An 18,687-nucleotide genomic window follows, 5' to 3' on the forward strand; every position below is an offset into this window, starting at 1 on the left:
ACGTCTTCGTCATTTTAATTACGTAGAGAAAGGCCGACTTTTTCTAGTTCCTGCTGCGCGATTTCAGGCGATAGAGGGACATAACCATCTTTGCTCACCAAAGCTTGCCCCTGTTTGGAGTAAATAAAGCGAATGAACTCTCGCTCGATAGGAGGCAGCGGTTTGTCAGGATGCTTGTTGACGTACACATACAGGTAGCGCGACAAAGGATAGCGACCAGTCAAAATATTTTGATAACTCGGCGCAATGTAATCTTCACCCTCTTTGGCAATCGGCAGCAGCTTCACACCTGAGACTTGATAGCCCACGCCAGAGTAGCCAATCGTATTGATCGCCGAGGATACCGATTGAACAACCGATGCCGAGCCCGGCTGCTCATTAACGTTATTTTTAAAGTCACCGCCACATAAGGCGTTGTTTTTAAAATAGCCGTACGTACCGGAGACCGAGTTACGACCAAACATTTGAATCGCACGCTTTGCCCATTGGTAGTCAAGCCCTAGTTGAGTCCAAAACTCGATACTCTCCGTACCGCCACAGCGTAAGGTTGCGGAAAAAATACGATCAAGCTGAGAAAAATTAAGCCCTTCTATCGGATTGTCGCGGTGGACAAAGACGCCAATCGCGTCGATGGCGACGCGTAACTCTGTGGGTTTGTAACCGTGCTCGCGCTCAAAGGCCTCAATTTCACGGTTGCGCATTTCGCGGCTCATCGGGCCAAATTGCGCCGTTCGCTCAGTTAATGCTGGGGGAGCGGTGGAAGAGCCAGACGCCTGGACTTGACCGTTAATACTGGGGTAAATCAGCGTAAACTCTTCCATCCATAAGGTGGTCATACCGGCAAGCGTATCAGAGCCAACACTGCTCAGGCTTCCGCTAACGCCGCGTACTTTTTGATACTCTTGCAATCCTGTCGCTCGAGCAGGGCCAGTCAATAGCCCCAATACCGCCACGCCAATCGTAATGATGATTGGCCACGCTTTTTGGCGCCCCATTACTTCACCACCAAACGTTTTGGCAACAAGAAGGAGAACTTACTGCCCACACCGACTTGCGACTCAATTTCAAGATGCGAATCGTGGTGAGTTAACGCATGTTTAACGATGGCAAGACCGAGTCCACTTCCGCCGGTATCACGCGAGCGTGCCTTATCCACTCGGTAAAAACGCTCGGTTAAACGGTGAATATGCTGTTTCTCGATCCCGTCACCGCTGTCTTCCACTTCAAGCCTCGCCCCTTGTGTCGTTTCATACCAACGCACATTGACCGTCGCACCAGCTGGGGTGTATTTCACGGCATTGTAGACCAGATTAGAAATAGCGCTGCGCAGTTGATCTTCATCACCAAGCACTCGTAACGTGTCATCAACATCAAAGTGGAGCTGATGGTTTTGCTCGCCACTGAGACTCGCCGCTTCTTTCTCAAGCACATCAAGCATCACGGGGACGTTCACGACATCTTCAAGTTCATGCATGGGCGCCGCTTCGATCTTAGAGAGAGTCAACAACTGATTGACCAAACTGTTCATGCGGTTTAGCTGCTCGGTCATTACGCCGTGTGCTTTACTCCACATGGGGCCGACCACCATGTCTGGGTCTTCCGTCATTTCCAGATACCCTTGCAGCACGGTCATCGGCGTACGAAGTTCATGAGACACGTTGGCGAAGAAGTTGCGGCGCATCCCCTCAAGCTGCTTGAGCTGAGTAACGTCACGCACCACCATCAAGTGCTCCCCTTCGGTATAAGGCACAATACGTAGCTCGAGCATTCGCTCGACGTTCAACGGTGAACGCATTTCCAGAGGGACAGAGAAATCTTGCTTATTGAGATATTTGATGAAATCAGGGGTACGAATTAGATTCGATATCGGCTGGCCCGAATCGTCTGGCCAGCGAAATCCAAGCAGATGCTGGGCGAGTTTGTTGCACCAGACAATGTTGCCCTCACTGCGAAACACCACGACCGCATCGGGTAAGGATTCGGCGCCGTTGCGGAAACGGCGGATAAGGTTGGTCAGCTCTTTGCGCTTTTTGCGCTGACGCTGCTGCAAGCGGTAAATGCCATTAAATAGCGACTCCCAGTTACCAGACCCCGACGGTGGCGTCAGGCGCTTTTCGTCCCACAGCCAAGCAGATAAACGTATTTGATTGTGCAGATGCCACAGCAACTGAATCGCCGTCGCGGCTAACAACAGCCACGGCAGATAGCCAAATACCCAACCAATGAGTACCCAAGGGGTGTAAAAAAAAGCCAGCTCCCAGGCCAGCTTTTTCCAAGTTAACCGTTCTACCACTTACCTCTCCGTTTTGCTTTCCTTATGACCTCACACGTTTAATGTGATTATGCTTTGGTGGAGAAGCGATAACCTGCACCGCGCACTGTTTGGATCAACTTATCGTGCCCGGCGGCTTCGAGTGCTTTGCGTAAACGACGGATATGAACGTCAACCGTACGATCTTCCACGTACACGTTGGTTCCCCAGACGTTATTGAGCAACTGCTCGCGGCTGTAGACACGCTCTTGGTGAGTCATAAAGAAGTGCAACATTTTGAATTCCGTTGGCCCCATATCGACAGGCTCATCGTTCGCTGTAACACGGTGAGAAACGGGATCCAATTTGAGCCCTTGAACATCAATCACATCTTCCAGCGCAGTGGGCGTCACGCGGCGAATCACCGCTTTAAGCCTCGCCACAAGCTCTTTCGGTGAAAATGGCTTGGTGATGTAATCATCCGCACCCACTTCAAGGCCACGAACCTTGTCTTCTTCTTCACCACGCGCTGTTAGCATCACTACCGGAATGTTGCGTGTCAGCTCTTCACGCTTCATGTGTTTGATGAAATTAATACCGCTGCCGCCAGGGAGCATCCAATCTAGCAGAACTAGATCTGGGAAGGGTTCAGCCAATTTGGTTACTGCAGTATCGTAATCTTCTGCTTCTACTGCTTGGTAACCTTTTTGTTCAAGAACAAAACACAGCATTTCACGAATTGGTGCCTCGTCTTCAACAACCAGAATCCTTCTAGACATAATCATTTAACCTTATGTTCGTTGAGTTTACTCAATGATTAGGGCGGGCAGCCTGCCGCCTCTTGATGCATAGGCATTATTACTAGCAATTATGACACTTTTGTGACCTTTGAAAACAAATTTTCATATAACTTTTATTCTGGATTCATCTTCATATTTTGCATTTCGGCTAGGACAATCTGGTTGAAATTCCTTATTATTGCCGACTTACTTGTAGCACTAGAGAGATCATATGTGGTTTAAAAACTGTCTGGTTTATCGCTTTAACCGCGATATTGAGTTCAATGCAGACCAATTAGAAAAACAGCTCCAAGAGTTTCGTTTTACGCCATGTGGCAGCCAAGACAAACAAAAATTCGGTTGGGTCACCGCCATGGGGAAACACGGCGACATGATGACGCACGTTTCCGAAAACCGCATTCTTATCTGCGCCAAGAAAGAAGAGAAAATGTTGCCCGCTTCCGTGATCAAAGAGTCACTCAACGCTAAAGTGGATGCCATGGAAGCGCAAGAAGGTCGACCACTGAAAAAGAAAGAAAAAGAGACCTTAAAAGACGACATCGTGATGGATTTGCTACCGCGTGCCTTTAGCCGCAGCAACCACACCTATGTGCTGATTTTGCCGAGCGAAGGCTTTATTTTGGTGGATGCGAGCAGCTACAAAAAAGCCGAAGATGTCTTAGCTCTACTGCGTAAAACCATGGGAAGCTTACCCGTCGTGCCTGCCATCCCGGAAAAACCGCTCGAACTTACAATGACAGAATGGGTAAAGAGCGGCGATCTCCCAGGAGGCCTACAAATGCTTGACGAGGCCGAACTAAAATCGGTACTGGAAGAAGGCGGTATTATCCGTTGTAAGAAGCAAGAGCTTACCAGTGATGAAATTCGTAGCCACATTGAAGCAGATAAGCAAGTCACCAAACTCGCCTTGTGGTGGCAGGAGCGCTTGGAGTTTATTTTGGCCGACGACGGCAGCATCAAACGCCTCAAGTTTTCAGATGAACTGAGAGATCAGAACGAAGATATTCCTCGTGAAGATCAAGCGGCGCGCTTTGATGCCGACTTTTCACTGATGTGCGGCGAAATGAGCACTTTCTTACCGGATCTCTACCGCATGCTTGGCGGACTACCGCACCCGAACACGTAATCTTCTGCCCCAAAGTCTCTTCAACGCCTTCGCTTAGAAGGCGTTTCATTATCCTCTCTTATGTTTTCCTAGTCACCACAGCGTATTTGACGTAAAATTTGCGCCCCTGATTCCATATGGTGGAATCGGCCTGACTTGAGATCAGATTGAAGAGAAATGACTATGACCACTGAGAAAGCTTTTGTTCCTGAGCTACTGTCACCGGCAGGCAGCTTGAAAAACATGCGTTATGCCTTTGCCTACGGCGCTGATGCCGTTTACGCGGGCCAACCTCGTTACAGCCTGCGCGTTCGTAACAACGAGTTCAACCACGAAAACCTAAAAATCGGTATCGATGAAGCGCATGCGCTGGGTAAAAAACTCTACGTGGTGTGCAACATCCAGCCGCACAACTCAAAGCTAAAAACCTTTATCCGCGACCTTAAACCTGTGGTCGAAATGGGCCCAGACGCCTTAATCATGTCTGACCCTGGTCTGATTATGATGGTACGTGAAGCCTTCCCTGATATGCCAATCCACTTATCAGTACAAGCGAACGCGGTGAACTGGGCGACGGTAAAATTCTGGGCTGCCAACGGTGTTGAACGCGTGATTGTTTCTCGTGAGCTTTCTCTAGAAGAGATCGAAGAGATCCGTGAACACTGCCCTGAAACAGAGCTCGAAGTCTTTGTTCACGGTGCACTTTGCATGGCGTATTCTGGTCGCTGTCTGCTTTCTGGCTACATCAACAAACGTGACCCAAACCAAGGCACATGTACTAACGCATGTCGTTGGGAATACAAAGTTGAGCAAGGCAAAGAAAACGACACTGGCGACATCGTTGAGAAGTTTGATCCATCACAGGCGCAGCCTGTTGAAGTTCAAGACGAGCGCCCTGAAACCACGATTGGTCGTGGCAAACCAACCGACGAAGTGGTGCTGCTCTCTGAAGCTCACCGTCCAGAAGAAAAGATGGCCGCTTACGAAGATGAGCACGGCACTTACATCATGAACTCGAAAGATCTCCGTGCGGTTCAGCACGTTGAGCGTCTAACGAAGATGGGTGTTCACTCGCTAAAAATCGAAGGCCGTACTAAGTCTTTCTACTACTGTGCGCGCACCGCGCAAGTCTACCGTAAAGCGATCGATGATGCGGTTGCTGGTCGTCCGTTTGATGAGAGCCTAATGGGCACGCTTGAAAGCCTAGCTCACCGTGGTTACACCGAAGGCTTCCTTCGCCGTCACACTCACGATGCTTACCAAAACTACGACTACGGCTACTCTGTTTCCGATTCTCAGCAGTTTGTCGGTGAGTTTACCGGTAAACGTCGCGGTGACATGGCAGAAGTGGAAGTGAAGAACAAATTCGTTGTGGGTGATAGCCTTGAGCTTATGACACCTAAAGGTAATGTAGTCTTCACGCTTGAAGCGATGGAAAACCGCAAGTCTGAGTCTATCGATGACGCAAAAGGCAATGGCCACTTTGTCTTCATTCCAGTCCCACAGGATTTGGATCTGGAATTTGGTCTATTGATGCGTAACCTTAATGCTGGTCAGGATACCCGTAACCCAACAGGTAAATAACCATGGCGTTGCTGATCACGGATAAGTGCATTAACTGCGATATGTGTGACCCTGAGTGCCCCAACGGCGCTATCTCTATGGGTGACAGCATATTCGAGATCGACCCTGATCTCTGTACAGAGTGTAAAGGGCACTACGACAAACCCACCTGTCAGTCTGTGTGTCCGATCACCAAATGCATTATCACGGACCCAAACCATATTGAGACCGAAGAGGAACTGCTCGAAAAGTTCGTCATCATTCAAGGGTTAGCCTAATACCAAAAAACGCCGCTCATCGAAGCGGCGTTTTTTTATGTTAGTCAGCGTTATTTATAACTGAGCTCTGTGGCTTTGCCTTTAAATATTCGATACACCGCAAAGGTGTAGAGCAATATCATCGGCATCACCACAACCACACCATAGCCGACGATGATCAACGTCGCATCTGAAGAGGCCGCTTGGCGAGCCTCCATAATTCCAGGTACCACTTGAGGAAAGAAACTGTACGCTAGCCCCAAAAAGCTCAGCGCATAAATCACCACAGCACCAATAAAAGGCCAACGCGCGCCCCAATCATCACTGGTCGGAACTCGACGTAAGTAGCGGTCAACTAAGTAGATTGTCGTCAAAACCACCAAAGGCACCGGGGCAAGCAGCAGAATTTCCGGAAAGCTGAACCAACGTTGCGCTACCTGTTGGTTGACTAGCGGGTTAACAATGCTGACCGAGATTATCCCTAACGCAGCAATCCAGCCCGCTCTGCGTGACCAACGCGCAGCTCTGGCTTGCAATCTTCCTTCCGTTTTGAGAACCAGCCAAGCACCGCCAATGTATACATAGGCGCACGCGACACAAAGACTACTGAGAAACGCAAACCCGTAAGCTTGTGCCGATGCTTCGAACCCCATGATGTACCTTCCCACCATGTATCCTTGGGTCAGTGCCGCGAGCAATGATCCCAATTTAAAACAATTATCCCACCGCTGCTTATAGTCCGCTTTGGCCTTGGCTCGAAAATCAAACGCGACACCTCGCATGATCAATGCAATCAGCATGAAGGCGGTCGGTAAATAGAGCTCGGTAAAAATCAGACTGTGCGCACTAGGGAAGGCTATCAACAGTATCCCAACCGCCAATACAAGCCAAGTCTCATTGGCATCCCAGAACGGTCCAATCGACGCAATCATTCTGTCTCGCTGATCTTCATCGTTGCTAGGAAGGAGCATACCTACGCCGAGATCATAGCCATCCAACACTGCATACATAAATACGGTGAAGCCAAGGATCAACAGATAAACTTCTGGTAAATAGTTCAACATTAGCATACCCCTTGTTGTACTGTTGCCGTAACTTTGTGAGCATCAACGTCCTTACGAGCGAGATAAAACAAGGTGTGGATGTACGCCAGAAGAAGAGCAGCATAAACGACAAGATACATCGACAAGGAGATCATCACATTCGATGGTGCCAATGGTGTGACGGCTTCTGCCGTTCTCAGTACACCAGTGACAAGCCAAGGTTGACGTCCTATCTCTGTGACATACCAACCTGCGAGCGTCGCTATCCACCCAGAAAACGTCATGGCGACCACGACATAGAGGTAGGGCCTCGGCAGGTCTCGAGCTCTGAGCAAGCGATAACCACCAAACCAACTTACTGCTAGCATCAATAGTCCGACCCCAACCATGACCCGAAAGCCAAAAAACAGCGGCTTTACTGGTGGGTGATTGGGTGCAAAGTCATTGAGGCCGACAATTTCCCCATCAAGCGAATGAGTGAGAATCAAACTCGCCAAATGTGGGATCCCTAGCGCGAATTCGTTCTGACGCAGCTCTTCATTTGGCCAAGCAAACAGAAGCAGCGGAGCGCCTTGCTCTGTTTCCCATACTCCTTCCATCGCCGCAATCTTCGCCGGTTGATGCTCTAAGGTGTTCAAGCCGTGCAAGTCACCGACAAAAATCTGAACAGGAATGAACAACGCCGCCGCTAACAGTGAAACTCTCAATCCAAGCTTGGCTGCACGATGGCTAGGTTGCTTAATAAGCTGATAGGCACTGATGCCTGCGATCAAAAAGCTTGCGGTCAAACCAGACGCCAATAGGGTATGCGCAAACCGATAAGGCAAAGAGGGGTTGAAGATGACGTCCTTCCAACTGGTGACATGCACCACACCATCGATGACTTCATACCCAGCTGGCGTATGCATCCAACTATTCAGTACCAGAATCCAAAACGCCGACATGGTCGTGCCGACCGCCACCAAGACGGTGGCCAAAGTATGGAACCAGTCGGGCACACGGCCTCGACCAAACAGCATCACGCCAAGAAAGGTCGCCTCCATAAAAAAGGCCGTCATTACTTCGTAGCCCAGCAGAGGACCTGCAACATTACCCACACGCTCCATAAAGCCCGGCCAATTAGTGCCAAACTGAAAACTCATCGTAATGCCTGAGACAACACCGAGTGCGAATGTGAGTGCAAACACCTTGACCCAAAAGTAATAAACATCGAGCCAAACTGGCGCTTGCGTTCGGTTGTAGCGCCATTTGAAAAACACCAACATCCATGCCAGAGCGATGGTGATGGTTGGGAATAAAATATGAAAACTAATATTGGCCGCAAACTGGATTCGCGACAACATGAGGGTATCTAACATCTCACTACCTCAACAGCTAATAACCCAAATTAAATCGAAATTTCTGAAAATTTCTTACGGATATCGGAGGGTATTGGATCGGATACTCATGAATATCGCCCGAGTAGCGCACTTTTTATCTTATTTAGAAGAAAACATGAAAACGAATGACAGGGTTCAAGACTGTTCTGCTAGTAATGCCAAACATTGGCCGGGTGGTACTTTCGGCGTTTTCTTTTTGTTTGTCGTGCTCGGTGTTAGCGTTTTGATGGCAGGTTTGGGCTGTGGTTTCCAACTGGCAAGCTCTGCGCCGCAACCATCCCCCGCAGGAGGCGCGGCTTGAGGTTGACAGGCATCACTGCCCTTAGGGCAGCGAAGCCGAACATGCATGTGGTAATGATGCCCCCACCAAGGCCTAACTTTGCGAAGCCATGTTCTGTCTTGGCTCTCTTCGCTGCGGCACAAGGTGTCTTTGATAACGGGGTGAACAAAAATTCGAGCGACGTCGTCATCACTGGCTGCAAGCTTGATCAAGTCAAAATGACGACGATCCCAGCTCGCTTTCACTAAGCGGTACTGCTCAAGGTTGACCACGCTCAGAGGCTCAGGTTTGGCCAACTGACGAGAACTCAATGGCGCATCTACCAACCTAAGCCAAATGTCGATATCGAGCCCTGTTTGATGACTTGAATGGCCCGACGAAAAACGACCGCCTTGTGGCAGAGAAAGATCGCCAATCAAGAGTGAGGTGTTCAACGTTCGATGCGCTTGCTCAGCCAAATGTTCGATGTAGCGAATCGCACTGGGGTGAGCGTAGTATCGAGCGCGCTGGCTGCGCAGCACTTGATACCCTTCCCCTTCAAGCGGTAGCGCCTTAGCCCCCGCTAAGCAGCCATTGGCGTAGCTTCCTATCGCCTGCGGCTGAGATTGAGACGGAGATGAAATGGCCTCCCAAGGCGTGGCACTGACCGATGAGCCAAAGCTCATCATCAAGGCGATAGGTAGAAAGGCGCTAAGTCGCCAAATCGTCCCTGCTTTCATGACTCATCCCTTCCCTCCATTTACCGTTGCCGCTCAGCGTTTAATAATGGTCACCATTATCATAATAGCCGCTGGCTTCAAGCGCCGTGAAAATTACCGCCACATCGACCTCTTCGCCAAGCACGCCGCGAACCTGACGAGTAATGATGCTCGCGACCGCATCTTGGGTCTCTTGGCCGCGATCAAACCACAACACTTCGACAAACGGATACGCTTGGCTGACCTCTCCATCATAAAAAAACGTGGTATAGATGTATTCAAAGGTGAAATCCTCTTTGGGGCAATCCATGTGTGGTTGGAGCTCATCAAGCAGTGTTGAGGATAAGGTTTGAACCGTTTGCGGCTCCACCGCTCGAAAACGTAGATGAGGCATAGATAAGATCCTATTGTTGAGTTTGCTCCATGATAACAAGATATTGAGCAATGCCCATCGCATTCCTGCATGCGACGACCTCTAACATTATCGTGGCTCGAACGTCACGCGAAGAACCCCATCCTGACTGACGATCATCGCTCGCCAATCTCGATGTTGATAGACTAGGCGCTGGGTAGACCGAGGCGAGGCTTGCCCCAGAAGCCGCACTATTTTGGTTTCGACCTCTTGGTTTGACGCAAGCGCGAGTTCTGTCTCGATATCTAAACTCTGATCATCGATGGTGACGCGGTTGAGCACAAAACCATCTTGGCGAAGATGTAACTGCAGCTGACTCCATTGATGGGGTGAAAACGATGACAGTAATTTGATTGAAAGCGTTGCACCGTCTAAGGTGGCTTCAGCAATATAGTGCTCTTTATGATAGTCCAGCGCCATCTCACACCAAGTATCGCGCTCACACGCCAGCCAAGTTTCCTGGATCTCTTGGCGTATTGCATCGCCATTCAATATCGGTATCAACAGCGTATTGGCGCAGGCCAGTGGACTCACCAGCATCACTAGCAACAATCGAATTCTCATCACTCTTCCTTCGGTGAGTAGGAACAAAAAAGCCGCTGACATCAGCGGCTTTGGAGTAGCTCAAATAGAGGTAGCGAGCACGGAGAATGTAAGAGAGCCATTAAGGCATCTCATCAAACTCAGCGCCCTCTTTTTCAACTTGAGGTGGCATCAGGTGCTCTCGGGTGATACCCAGCTTCAATGCCAGCGCTGAGGCAACATAGATAGAAGAGTAAGTACCCACTGTGATACCAAGCAATAGCGCAGTGGCAAAACCGTGAATCATCGCACCACCTTGGGTAAACAAGGCGATAACCACAAACAAGGTCGTGCCCGAAGTGATCAAGGTACGGCTCAGCGTTTGGGTAATGGAGTTGTTCATGACCTCAGCCGATTCGCCTTTACGCATCTTGCGGAAGTTTTCACGGATACGGTCAAAGACAACAATCGTATCGTTGAGCGAGTAACCCACTACCGTCAGCAAGGCCGCGACAATGGTAAGATCCACTTCAATTTGCATCAAAGAGAAGATGCCCAAGGTGATGATAACGTCGTGAGCCAAGGCAAGTACCGCGCCCGCCGCCAAACGCCACTCAAAGCGCACCGAGACGTAAATCAAGATACAGATCAGCGACACCAAGATCGCCAGACCGCCCGCTTCTGTCAGCTCATCACCCACGTTCGGGCCGACAAACTCGATACGGCGCATCTCTACGTTTTCACCCGTGCCCTCTTTAATGGCACTGATGATTTGGTTGCCTAAGGTTTCGCCTGAAGCGTCATCACGAGGACGCAAACGCACCATGACATCACGGGCACTACCAAAGTTTTGCACCGTAGCGTCACCGAAGCCTTTGGCATCAAGCGCACCACGAATCTCTTCAAGGTTTGCCGGTTGCTCAAAGCCCACTTCAATCAGCGTACCGCCAGTGAAGTCTAAGCCCCAATTCAACCATTTAGTTGATAGCGTGAAGAGCGCCGCAGCGATCATCACAATAGACAGCGCGAATGCTGCCTTTGACCAACGCATAAAGTCGATCGTTTTCTCTGCTTTTAGAATCTGAAACATACGTATTCCTAGCCCTAGATCGACAGTTTATTAATGCGCTTACCGCCGTACAGTAGGTTAACCACACAACGGGTACCGACGATAGCAGTAAACATGGAGGTCAAAATACCGATAGACAGCGTGACCGCAAAACCTTTGATGGCACCAGTACCAACGGCAAACAAGATAATCGCGGTGATCAACGTCGTGATGTTTGCATCCGCAATAGTACTGAACGCGTTGGCGTAACCTTGGTGAATCGCTTGTTGTGGATTGCGTCCATCACGCAGCTCTTCTCGGATACGCTCAAAAATCAGCACGTTGGCATCCACCGCCATACCGACCGTCAAGACAATACCGGCAATCCCTGGCAGCGTCATGGTTGCCCCTGGAATCATCGACATTACCCCGATAATAAGCACCAAGTTCGCCATCAGCGCCATGTTGGCAATCAAGCCAAACTTGCGGTAGTAGAGCAAGGTAAACAACATGACTGCGACCATACCCCAAATACACGCTTGGACACCCATATCGATGTTCTGCTGTCCCATTGATGGACCAATGGTACGCTCTTCAACAATCGAGATTGGCGCAATCAGAGCCCCCGCACGTAGTAGCAACGCAAGGTTGTGCGCTTCGGCGGCAGAATCGATACCTGTGATGCGGAAGTTACGTCCAAGTGCCGATTGAATGGTCGCCTGGTTGATCACTTCTTCATGCTTAGACAGAATCACTTTGCCTTCAGGAGTGCGTTTACCGCTGTCTTTGTACTCTGCAAATACCGTTGCCATCAGCTTACCGATATTTTGACGCGAGAACGCCGACATCTTGTTGCCACCTTCACTGTCGAGTGAGATGTTCACCTGTGGGCGACCGTACTCATCCACGCTGGAGCTCGCATCCGTGATGCTTGAACCACCAAGAATGACACGCTTTTTCAGCACGACAGGGCGACCATCACGATCTTGCTTGATTTCACTGCCCGCTGGCGCGCGGCCACTGGCAGCAGCAGCAAGGTCAGCGCTCGCATCCACTTCACGGAACTCAAGCGTCGCCGTCGCACCGAGAATTTCTTTCGCGCGAGCGGTGTCTTGTACGCCGGGAAGCTCGACCACAATGCGGCTTGCACCTTGACGCTGAACCAATGGCTCCGCAACACCTAGTTCGTTCACACGGTTACGCAAAATCGTAATGTTCTGCTCTACCGCGTAGTTGCGAATTTCGGTGAGGCGTTGCTCGGTAAAGGTTGCTTTGAGTGCAAAGCGGCTCTCGCTGCCTGACTCCACAAACAACATGTCAGGGTGTAGACCTTCGAGAACACGTTTTGCTTGCGCTAGCTGCTCGCCATCACGAAGCAGCACTTCGACCGCATCTTTGCCCAGTGGGCGAATGGCGCGGTAACGAATTTTCTCTTCGCGAAGCTCACTACGAAACGCTTCTTCTTGCTGGCCGACGAGTTTTTCCATCGCCGCGTCCATATCCACTTCCATCAGGAAGTGAACACCACCACGCAAGTCTAGACCTAACTTCATTGGCGCAGCGCCAATCGCTTCTAGCCAGTCCGGTGTGGATGGTGCAAGGTTAAGTGCGACAATAGTATCGTTACCGAGCGCTTCGCTGATGACGTCGCGCGCACTGATTTGCGTATCGGTACTCGTAAAGCGTACAAGGATGGATCCATTTTCTAGAGCAATGGATTTATGAGATAAGCCCTCTTTTTCAAGAGCTTGAGTGACAGAGTCCAGCGTTGACAGATCAACAGAGGCGCCGCGCGCCCCTGTCACTTGAATTGCCGGATCTTCACCGTATAAATTCGGAAGTGCGTACAACGCAGCGATAGCGATGGTTAGCACCACCATCAAATACTTCCATAACGGATAGCGGTTAAGCACAGCGAGGATCCTCTAGCTGTTTATAGAGATTTCAGCGTACCTTTTGGTAGCACTGCAGTCACGAAGTCTTTCTTGATCACAACTTCGTTGTTCGCGTTAAGTTCGATTGAGATGTAATCGTTGTCTTCTGCAATCTTAGTGATCTTACCCACTAGACCACCGCTCGTCAGCACTTCGTCACCTTTGCCCATAGAAGCCATTAGGTTCTTGTGCTCTTTCACACGCTTAGACTGTGGGCGGTAGATCATGAAGTAAAAGATAACCGCGAACATACCTAGCATGATCAACATTTCGAAACCGCCACCTGCTGGTGCGCCTTCAGCGGCTGCGTGAGCTTGAGAAATAAACATTAAAATAATCCTCTATTTATATTTTATTGATATCCAAATTGGGCTTTAGCCAAACACTTTCAAGGGTCAGATTAAACAATAGAGATCACCCTCTCAAAAATGCACGCTGTTTGCCTATTTTATTAGCAAAAGCCTCTGACCATAGGTCAAAGGCTTTCAATCGTTATGCTTTCGTCAGTGGCGGCACTTCGCGGTCACGACGTGCATAGAACTCTTCCACAAACGCGTCAAAGCGGTCTTCATCAATCGCCTTTCGGATGCTTGCCATCAAGCGTTGGTAGTAGCGCAAATTGTGAATCGTGTTCAAACGCGCGCCCAAAATCTCATTGCAGCGCTCTAGGTGATGCAAATAGGACTTCGAGTAGTTTTGGCAAGTGTAACAGTCACAGTGTGGATCCAATGGCGTCGTATCCGTTTTGTGTTTTGCATTACGGATCTTGATCACACCGCCAGTGACAAACAGGTGGCCATTACGAGCGTTGCGCGTTGGCATCACACAGTCAAACATGTCGATGCCACGGCGAACACCTTCTACCAAATCTTCCGGTTTGCCAACCCCCATTAAGTAACGAGGTTTGTCTTCAGGCAGTTGCGGACAGGTGTGCTCAAGAATGCGGTGCATGTCTTCTTTTGGCTCACCCACGGCCAAACCACCCACAGCGTAACCATCAAAGCCTATGTCTGTCAGACCTTTCACTGACACATCACGCAAGTCTTCGTACACGCCGCCCTGAACAATACCAAATAGACTGTTCGGGTTTTCGAGCTTATCAAAATGATCGCGTGAACGCTGCGCCCAACGCAGTGACATTTCCATCGACTTCTTCGCTTCATCGTGTGTCGCTGGGTATGGCGTACACTCGTCAAAGATCATCACAATATCCGAGCCCAGATCGTATTGAATTTCCATCGACTTTTCAGCGTCCATGAAAATTTTGTCACCGTTCACCGGGTTACGAAAGTGAACCCCCTCTTCGGTGATCTTTCGAATATCGCCAAGACTGAAGACCTGGAAGCCACCAGAGTCAGTCAAAATCGGCCCTTGCCAGTTCATAAAGTCATGCAGGTCACCATGCAGCTTCATCACTTCTTGCCCCGGGCGTAACCACAGATGGAAAGTGTTACCAAGCAAGATCTCGGCGCCGATCCCTTTTACTTCTTCAGGGGTCATGCCTTTCACCGTACCATAGGTACCCACAGGCATAAACGCTGGCGTTTGCACGGTTCCGCGCTCAAAGGTCAATTGACCACGGCGCGCAACGCCATCTTTTTTCTTAAGTTCAAATGTTAACTTCACGAAGCCTCCAGTGTCAGAGAAACAGTCTGACGGTTTAATATCGCACCAACGCCAATTACGCGTTAGCGCTCTGAGTCTTTTTGGAGATGAACATGGCATCGCCGTAAGAGAAAAAGCGATATTGCTTCTCCACCGCGTGGCGGTAAGCGTTCATCGTATTGTCGTAGCCCGCAAATGCACTCACCAGCATGATGAGCGTCGACTCTGGGAGATGGAAATTGGTGATAAGCGCATCCACCAATTGGTACTCATAGCCAGGGTAGATGAAGATTTCCGTATCACCGAAAAATGGCGCCAGTGGCGTGCCTTTTTTCAACGCATCTTGCGCGGCACTTTCTAAAGAGCGTACCGACGTGGTACCGACCGCAATCACTCGACCGCCGCGTGCCCGAGTCGCTTCAATCGCCTCGACCACCTCTTGTGGTACTTCGACGTATTCAGCGTGCATGTGGTGGTCATTGATGTTCTCAACCTTCACTGGCTGGAATGTCCCCGCCCCAACGTGCAACGTCACGTAAGCAAATTCTGCCCCTTTCTGAGCGATTTTATCCAGTAGAGGCTGGTCAAAGTGCAAGCCTGCTGTCGGCGCCGCAACTGCGCCAGGTTTTTGGTTGTAAACCGTTTGATAACGCTCTTTGTCTGAGTCTTCGTCTGGGCGATCAATGTAAGGTGGCAGCGGCATATGCCCTATCTGCTCTAAGATGGAGAGCACATTGAGATCGGATTGAAAATCGAGTTCGAACAAGGCGTCATGACGCGCGACCATCAGGGCAGAAAATTCATCATTGTCGCCGACAAAAATGGTCGAGCCCGGCTTGGGTGATTTTGAGCAGCGCACATGGGCGAGAATGCGCGTTTCGTCGAGCACTCGCTCAACCAACACCTCAAGTTTGCCGCCCGATGCTTTACGCCCAAAGAGGCGCGCGGGAATCACTCGAGTATTGTTAAACACCACTAAGTCGCCAGGCTGAATCTTGTCGAGAACATCGGTAAATGTGCCATCAACCAATTCACCGCTGTTGCCATCCAATTGCAGTAAACGGCTCGCCGTACGCTCTGGTTGTGGGTAGCGAGCAATCAGCTCATCAGGCAGGTCAAAATGAAAATCGGATACTTGCATATTACTAGTCTATCGCAGTGCATGAATGAGGCCGCAAAGAAGGCGCCCCAATTCAGGGTTAGATTCAAATGCTTGCTCGCTCTGATTCTGTCACAAACAGACGACAAGTTTTTCGCAGCCGACTAGTATATGCGCCGCACGGTCAATAGCAAGAAAAGAGAGTGGATTTATTCCGATCCGTGCCGGAATAAGGTTAAGCAAAAGCGCAAGTTTTGCACCTTGTCACGCCGCATCAATTCGCTGCGTCAAAGAGCATAAAAATAGGTCGGGCTCTCACATTCAACGCCGGAAAGTGACTATATTTAATGAGTAAAAAATAACAACTCAGGAGGCAGCCATGATCAAGGTCGAAGACATGATGACGCGTAATCCACACACGCTTCTCCGCTCTCACAATCTTGGCGACGCAAAGAACATGATGACCGCACTGGACATCCGCCACATTCCCATTGTCGATGCGAATAAAAAACTGCTTGGTGTGGTGTCACATCGCGATGTGTTAGCCGCCCAAGAATCAAGCTTACAAGCCCTACCAGAGAGCCAATCTTATACGCTACAAACGCCGCTATACGAAGTGATGAAAACCAGCGTGATGACGGTTGATCCACAAGCAGGGCTCAAAGAGAGCGCCGTCTACATGCAAAAACACAAAGTGGGCTGCTTGCCCGTGGTGCACAAAGGCCACTTGGTCGGCATCATTACCGACAGTGACTTTGTTTCTATCGCCATCAATTTGCTTGAGCTGCAAGAAGAGTCTGAGCCGGAGGAGATGGAATAAGTCCATATCGATGAAATAGGGATGATAAACAAAAGAGTGAGACGCACTGGCGGCTCACTCTTTTTAAAGGTCGGGCTTAGGCTTGAAGAGCGCCCGAGGCAAGCCGTCAAAAACTGACGCGCTTTTGCTTCACCAGTAGCGCCGAAAGAATACAGATCACACCACCAAGGCCAACATAACGCACCGCGCACTGGGCTTGCTGCTCCACTTTAGGTTTGGCGTGATAAGCAATACCGAGCCCCGCCCGCTCCATCATCACAAGATCGTTCGCGCCATCACCAATGGCTATGGTGTTGTGTGGTTCGATATCATACTGCTCGGCTAGCCTATCCACGATGTCCGCTTTGGTTTGTGCGCCGACGATGTCGCCAAGGACATTGCCGGTCAACTTGCCCTGCACAATCTCCAATTGGTTTGACTGAGCATGATCAAGCGCTAGCGTCTCTTTCAAGTAGTCCGAGAAGTAGGTAAAGCCACCAGAGGCAATAGCGGTTTTCCAACCAAACGCTTTGAAGGTCGCCACCAGCTCGGGTAAATCAGGCATCAGTGGCAACTCAGCGCGTACCGAGCCTAAAATGGACTCGTCGGCCCCTTTTAACTTGCCGACACGCTGACGAAGGCTCTGTTCAAAATCCAGTTCTCCTTGCATCGCGCGCTCGGTCACCTCGGCGACCTCTTCGCCCACTCCGGCTAGTTTGGCGATTTCATCAATGCATTCAATTTGAATCGCGGTGGAGTCCATGTCCATCACCACCAATCCGGGTTTGCTCAGCTCTGGAATGTCGTTCAGGCGAGCGTAATCCAGCTCAATCGCTTGGAGAATTTCTTCATGCTCAGTGGTGAGCTCGCCGGCCATTAAAGCTACTTCGTATTGACCGACTTTCCACACTTCGACAATCGCATTGTACTGCCCGGTGTAAAAATCGATATCTTCAAAGAGATTGGCGCTTAAGTAGTGACCGAAAACAATCCAATTGGCTTTATTGATATCAAAGCGGCTGGTGTGTCGGGTTTCTGGTATACGATTGCACAGTGGGATGTGCTTACGAATTGAAAGCGGTTTGCTGACCGAGAGAGCAGCGTGTATATCGGTGTTGAACGTGTCCATGTATCACTTCCCTAGAATTTCTCTCCACACGTTAACCTATTGCAATTTATCTGTGCAAGTATCAATATGCCGATTGGTGGAATTAAACTCGCGGGGCTTTCATGGACACCTCACTCTTCTCATTTCGGATGGCCATTCGCGCCGTCGCGATCTTAGCCTTGATTGCAATGGTGGTGACGATTGGTGTCAACAGTGTCAAAATTACTCAGGGTAATGAGGAAATCCAAGCCAACCAGCTTGAGACATTGACCAAGATCTTGATCTCGCAAGCCTCACTCTCTTCCAGCGATATGATTTTAAACGACGACCAAGAGCGGCTGTTGGCACTGGCTAACCAATTGGCCAACGACCGTTTGGTGTATGATGCGACCATTTATGATGCCGAAGGCATTCGTCTTGCGGCCAGCGATCAAGCCAAATCGGTGCGGGAAACATTGGGGCTGGACACCCCACTGCAAACCGCCAGCATTGGCAAACAGCAACTGGTCGAGCCTATCTACAACGACGGTGTGGTGATTGGCTTTGTGCGCATCACGTTCGAAACAGGGCGCTTAACCGCGTTTTCCGATCACTACTACCGAAAAAGTGACCGCTACATGGTCACCATGGTGGCGATGAGCTTTATTGCCGGCCTCCTGCTTGCGCTCATCATCCGCAGAAAGCCAAAAGTGAAACAAGAGAATTTACTGCTCAAAGAGATGAGTTAACCCTCCTCACCCACACGCTAAGCCACAAGTAAGCATTCAAAAAAAGAGCCCCGCGA

At 50.0% G+C, this 18,687-nt stretch carries 19 protein-coding genes; 5 read left to right on the forward strand and 14 right to left on the reverse strand.

The features are described 5' to 3' along the window. Nucleotides 1-14: 14 nt before the first annotated feature. Genes AC6R1A_RS12210 through phoB form a run of 3 tightly spaced genes read right to left on the reverse strand, consistent with a single transcriptional unit; the run spans nt 15 to nt 3,030 of the window. Nucleotides 15-995 (reverse strand): PstS family phosphate ABC transporter substrate-binding protein, encoded by a 981-nt coding sequence (locus tag AC6R1A_RS12210; protein ID WP_500631517.1) that lies wholly within the window; start codon nt 993-995, stop codon nt 15-17. After that, complete coding sequence (phoR, locus tag AC6R1A_RS12215; RefSeq protein WP_500631518.1) at nt 995-2,293, reverse strand: phosphate regulon sensor histidine kinase PhoR; 1,299 nt, start codon at nt 2,291-2,293, stop codon at nt 995-997. The genes AC6R1A_RS12210 and phoR overlap by 1 nt, the downstream gene beginning before the upstream one ends. 47 nt (nt 2,294-2,340) lie before the next feature. Then, on the reverse strand, nt 2,341-3,030 hold the full coding sequence (gene phoB, locus AC6R1A_RS12220; RefSeq protein WP_334551363.1) for a phosphate regulon transcriptional regulator PhoB: 690 nt from the start codon (nt 3,028-3,030) through the stop codon (nt 2,341-2,343). A gap of 232 nt (nt 3,031-3,262) precedes the next feature. Between phoB and rdgC the strand changes: the two genes are divergently transcribed. The 3 genes from rdgC to AC6R1A_RS12235 all read left to right on the forward strand — a co-directional run bounded on the left by rdgC (nt 3,263) and on the right by AC6R1A_RS12235 (nt 5,997). Continuing rightward, entirely contained in the window at nt 3,263-4,177 is a 915-nt protein-coding gene (rdgC, locus tag AC6R1A_RS12225; RefSeq protein WP_500631519.1) for a recombination-associated protein RdgC, read from the forward strand. A 162-nt stretch (nt 4,178-4,339) separates the two neighbouring features. Further along, nucleotides 4,340-5,740, forward strand: coding sequence for a prephenate-dependent tRNA uridine(34) hydroxylase TrhP (gene trhP / locus AC6R1A_RS12230; protein ID WP_334551365.1), 1,401 nt, complete (start codon nt 4,340-4,342; stop codon nt 5,738-5,740). A 2-nt stretch (nt 5,741-5,742) separates the two neighbouring features. After that, on the forward strand, nt 5,743-5,997 hold the full coding sequence (locus tag AC6R1A_RS12235; protein ID WP_334551367.1) for a YfhL family 4Fe-4S dicluster ferredoxin: 255 nt from the start codon (nt 5,743-5,745) through the stop codon (nt 5,995-5,997). A 50-nt stretch (nt 5,998-6,047) separates the two neighbouring features. Here AC6R1A_RS12235 and AC6R1A_RS12240 read toward each other — a convergent pair whose 3' ends face one another. The 10 genes from AC6R1A_RS12240 to queA form a co-directional block, all read right to left on the reverse strand. Next, entirely contained in the window at nt 6,048-7,040 is a 993-nt protein-coding gene (locus AC6R1A_RS12240) for a cytochrome d ubiquinol oxidase subunit II (RefSeq protein WP_500633736.1), read from the reverse strand. After that, entirely contained in the window at nt 7,040-8,377 is a 1,338-nt protein-coding gene (locus AC6R1A_RS12245; RefSeq protein WP_500631521.1) for a cytochrome ubiquinol oxidase subunit I, read from the reverse strand. Before AC6R1A_RS12245 ends, AC6R1A_RS12240 begins: the two co-directional genes overlap by 1 nt. Nucleotides 8,378-8,533: 156 nt before the next feature. Next, the gene (gene mepA / locus AC6R1A_RS12250) at nt 8,534-9,397 is read right to left on the reverse strand and encodes a penicillin-insensitive murein endopeptidase (protein WP_500633735.1); all 864 of its coding nucleotides are present in this window, start codon (nt 9,395-9,397) and stop codon (nt 8,534-8,536) included. A 40-nt stretch (nt 9,398-9,437) separates the two neighbouring features. Further along, complete coding sequence (locus tag AC6R1A_RS12255; protein WP_334551370.1) at nt 9,438-9,770, reverse strand: DUF1904 domain-containing protein; 333 nt, start codon at nt 9,768-9,770, stop codon at nt 9,438-9,440. An 87-nt stretch (nt 9,771-9,857) separates the two neighbouring features. Beyond that, nucleotides 9,858-10,352, reverse strand: coding sequence for a hypothetical protein (locus AC6R1A_RS12260; RefSeq protein WP_500633734.1), 495 nt, complete (start codon nt 10,350-10,352; stop codon nt 9,858-9,860). 100 nt (nt 10,353-10,452) lie between these two features. After that, a complete protein-coding gene (gene secF, locus AC6R1A_RS12265; RefSeq protein WP_334551374.1) occupies nt 10,453-11,400 on the reverse strand; it encodes a protein translocase subunit SecF in 948 nt (315 codons plus the stop codon). A 14-nt stretch (nt 11,401-11,414) separates the two neighbouring features. Then, complete coding sequence (gene secD / locus AC6R1A_RS12270; RefSeq protein ID WP_334551376.1) at nt 11,415-13,271, reverse strand: protein translocase subunit SecD; 1,857 nt, start codon at nt 13,269-13,271, stop codon at nt 11,415-11,417. Between the two features lie 20 nt (nt 13,272-13,291). Continuing rightward, nucleotides 13,292-13,621, reverse strand: a complete 330-nt coding sequence (gene yajC / locus AC6R1A_RS12275) for a preprotein translocase subunit YajC (RefSeq protein ID WP_334568317.1) — start codon at nt 13,619-13,621, stop codon at nt 13,292-13,294. A gap of 163 nt (nt 13,622-13,784) precedes the next feature. After that, entirely contained in the window at nt 13,785-14,918 is a 1,134-nt protein-coding gene (tgt, locus tag AC6R1A_RS12280; protein WP_334551378.1) for a tRNA guanosine(34) transglycosylase Tgt, read from the reverse strand. A 55-nt stretch (nt 14,919-14,973) separates the two neighbouring features. Next, a complete protein-coding gene (gene queA, locus AC6R1A_RS12285; protein ID WP_500631524.1) occupies nt 14,974-16,038 on the reverse strand; it encodes a tRNA preQ1(34) S-adenosylmethionine ribosyltransferase-isomerase QueA in 1,065 nt (354 codons plus the stop codon). 337 nt (nt 16,039-16,375) lie between these two features. Here queA and AC6R1A_RS12290 point away from each other — a divergent pair, with 337 nt between their 5' ends. Next, nucleotides 16,376-16,816, forward strand: a complete 441-nt coding sequence (locus AC6R1A_RS12290; RefSeq protein ID WP_334551382.1) for a CBS domain-containing protein — start codon at nt 16,376-16,378, stop codon at nt 16,814-16,816. A gap of 106 nt (nt 16,817-16,922) precedes the next feature. On the opposite strand, the gene serB is transcribed toward AC6R1A_RS12290, so the two are convergent. Further along, complete coding sequence (gene serB / locus AC6R1A_RS12295; protein WP_500633733.1) at nt 16,923-17,924, reverse strand: phosphoserine phosphatase; 1,002 nt, start codon at nt 17,922-17,924, stop codon at nt 16,923-16,925. Between the two features lie 101 nt (nt 17,925-18,025). Here serB and AC6R1A_RS12300 point away from each other — a divergent pair, with 101 nt between their 5' ends. Further along, nucleotides 18,026-18,631: a YtjB family periplasmic protein gene (locus tag AC6R1A_RS12300; RefSeq protein WP_500626999.1), complete on the forward strand. Its 606-nt coding sequence runs from the start codon at nt 18,026-18,028 to the stop codon at nt 18,629-18,631. Nucleotides 18,632-18,687: the final 56 nt, after the last annotated feature.

It is taken from the genome of Vibrio sp. R10-SG3-ISO3 (genome assembly GCF_059834225.1).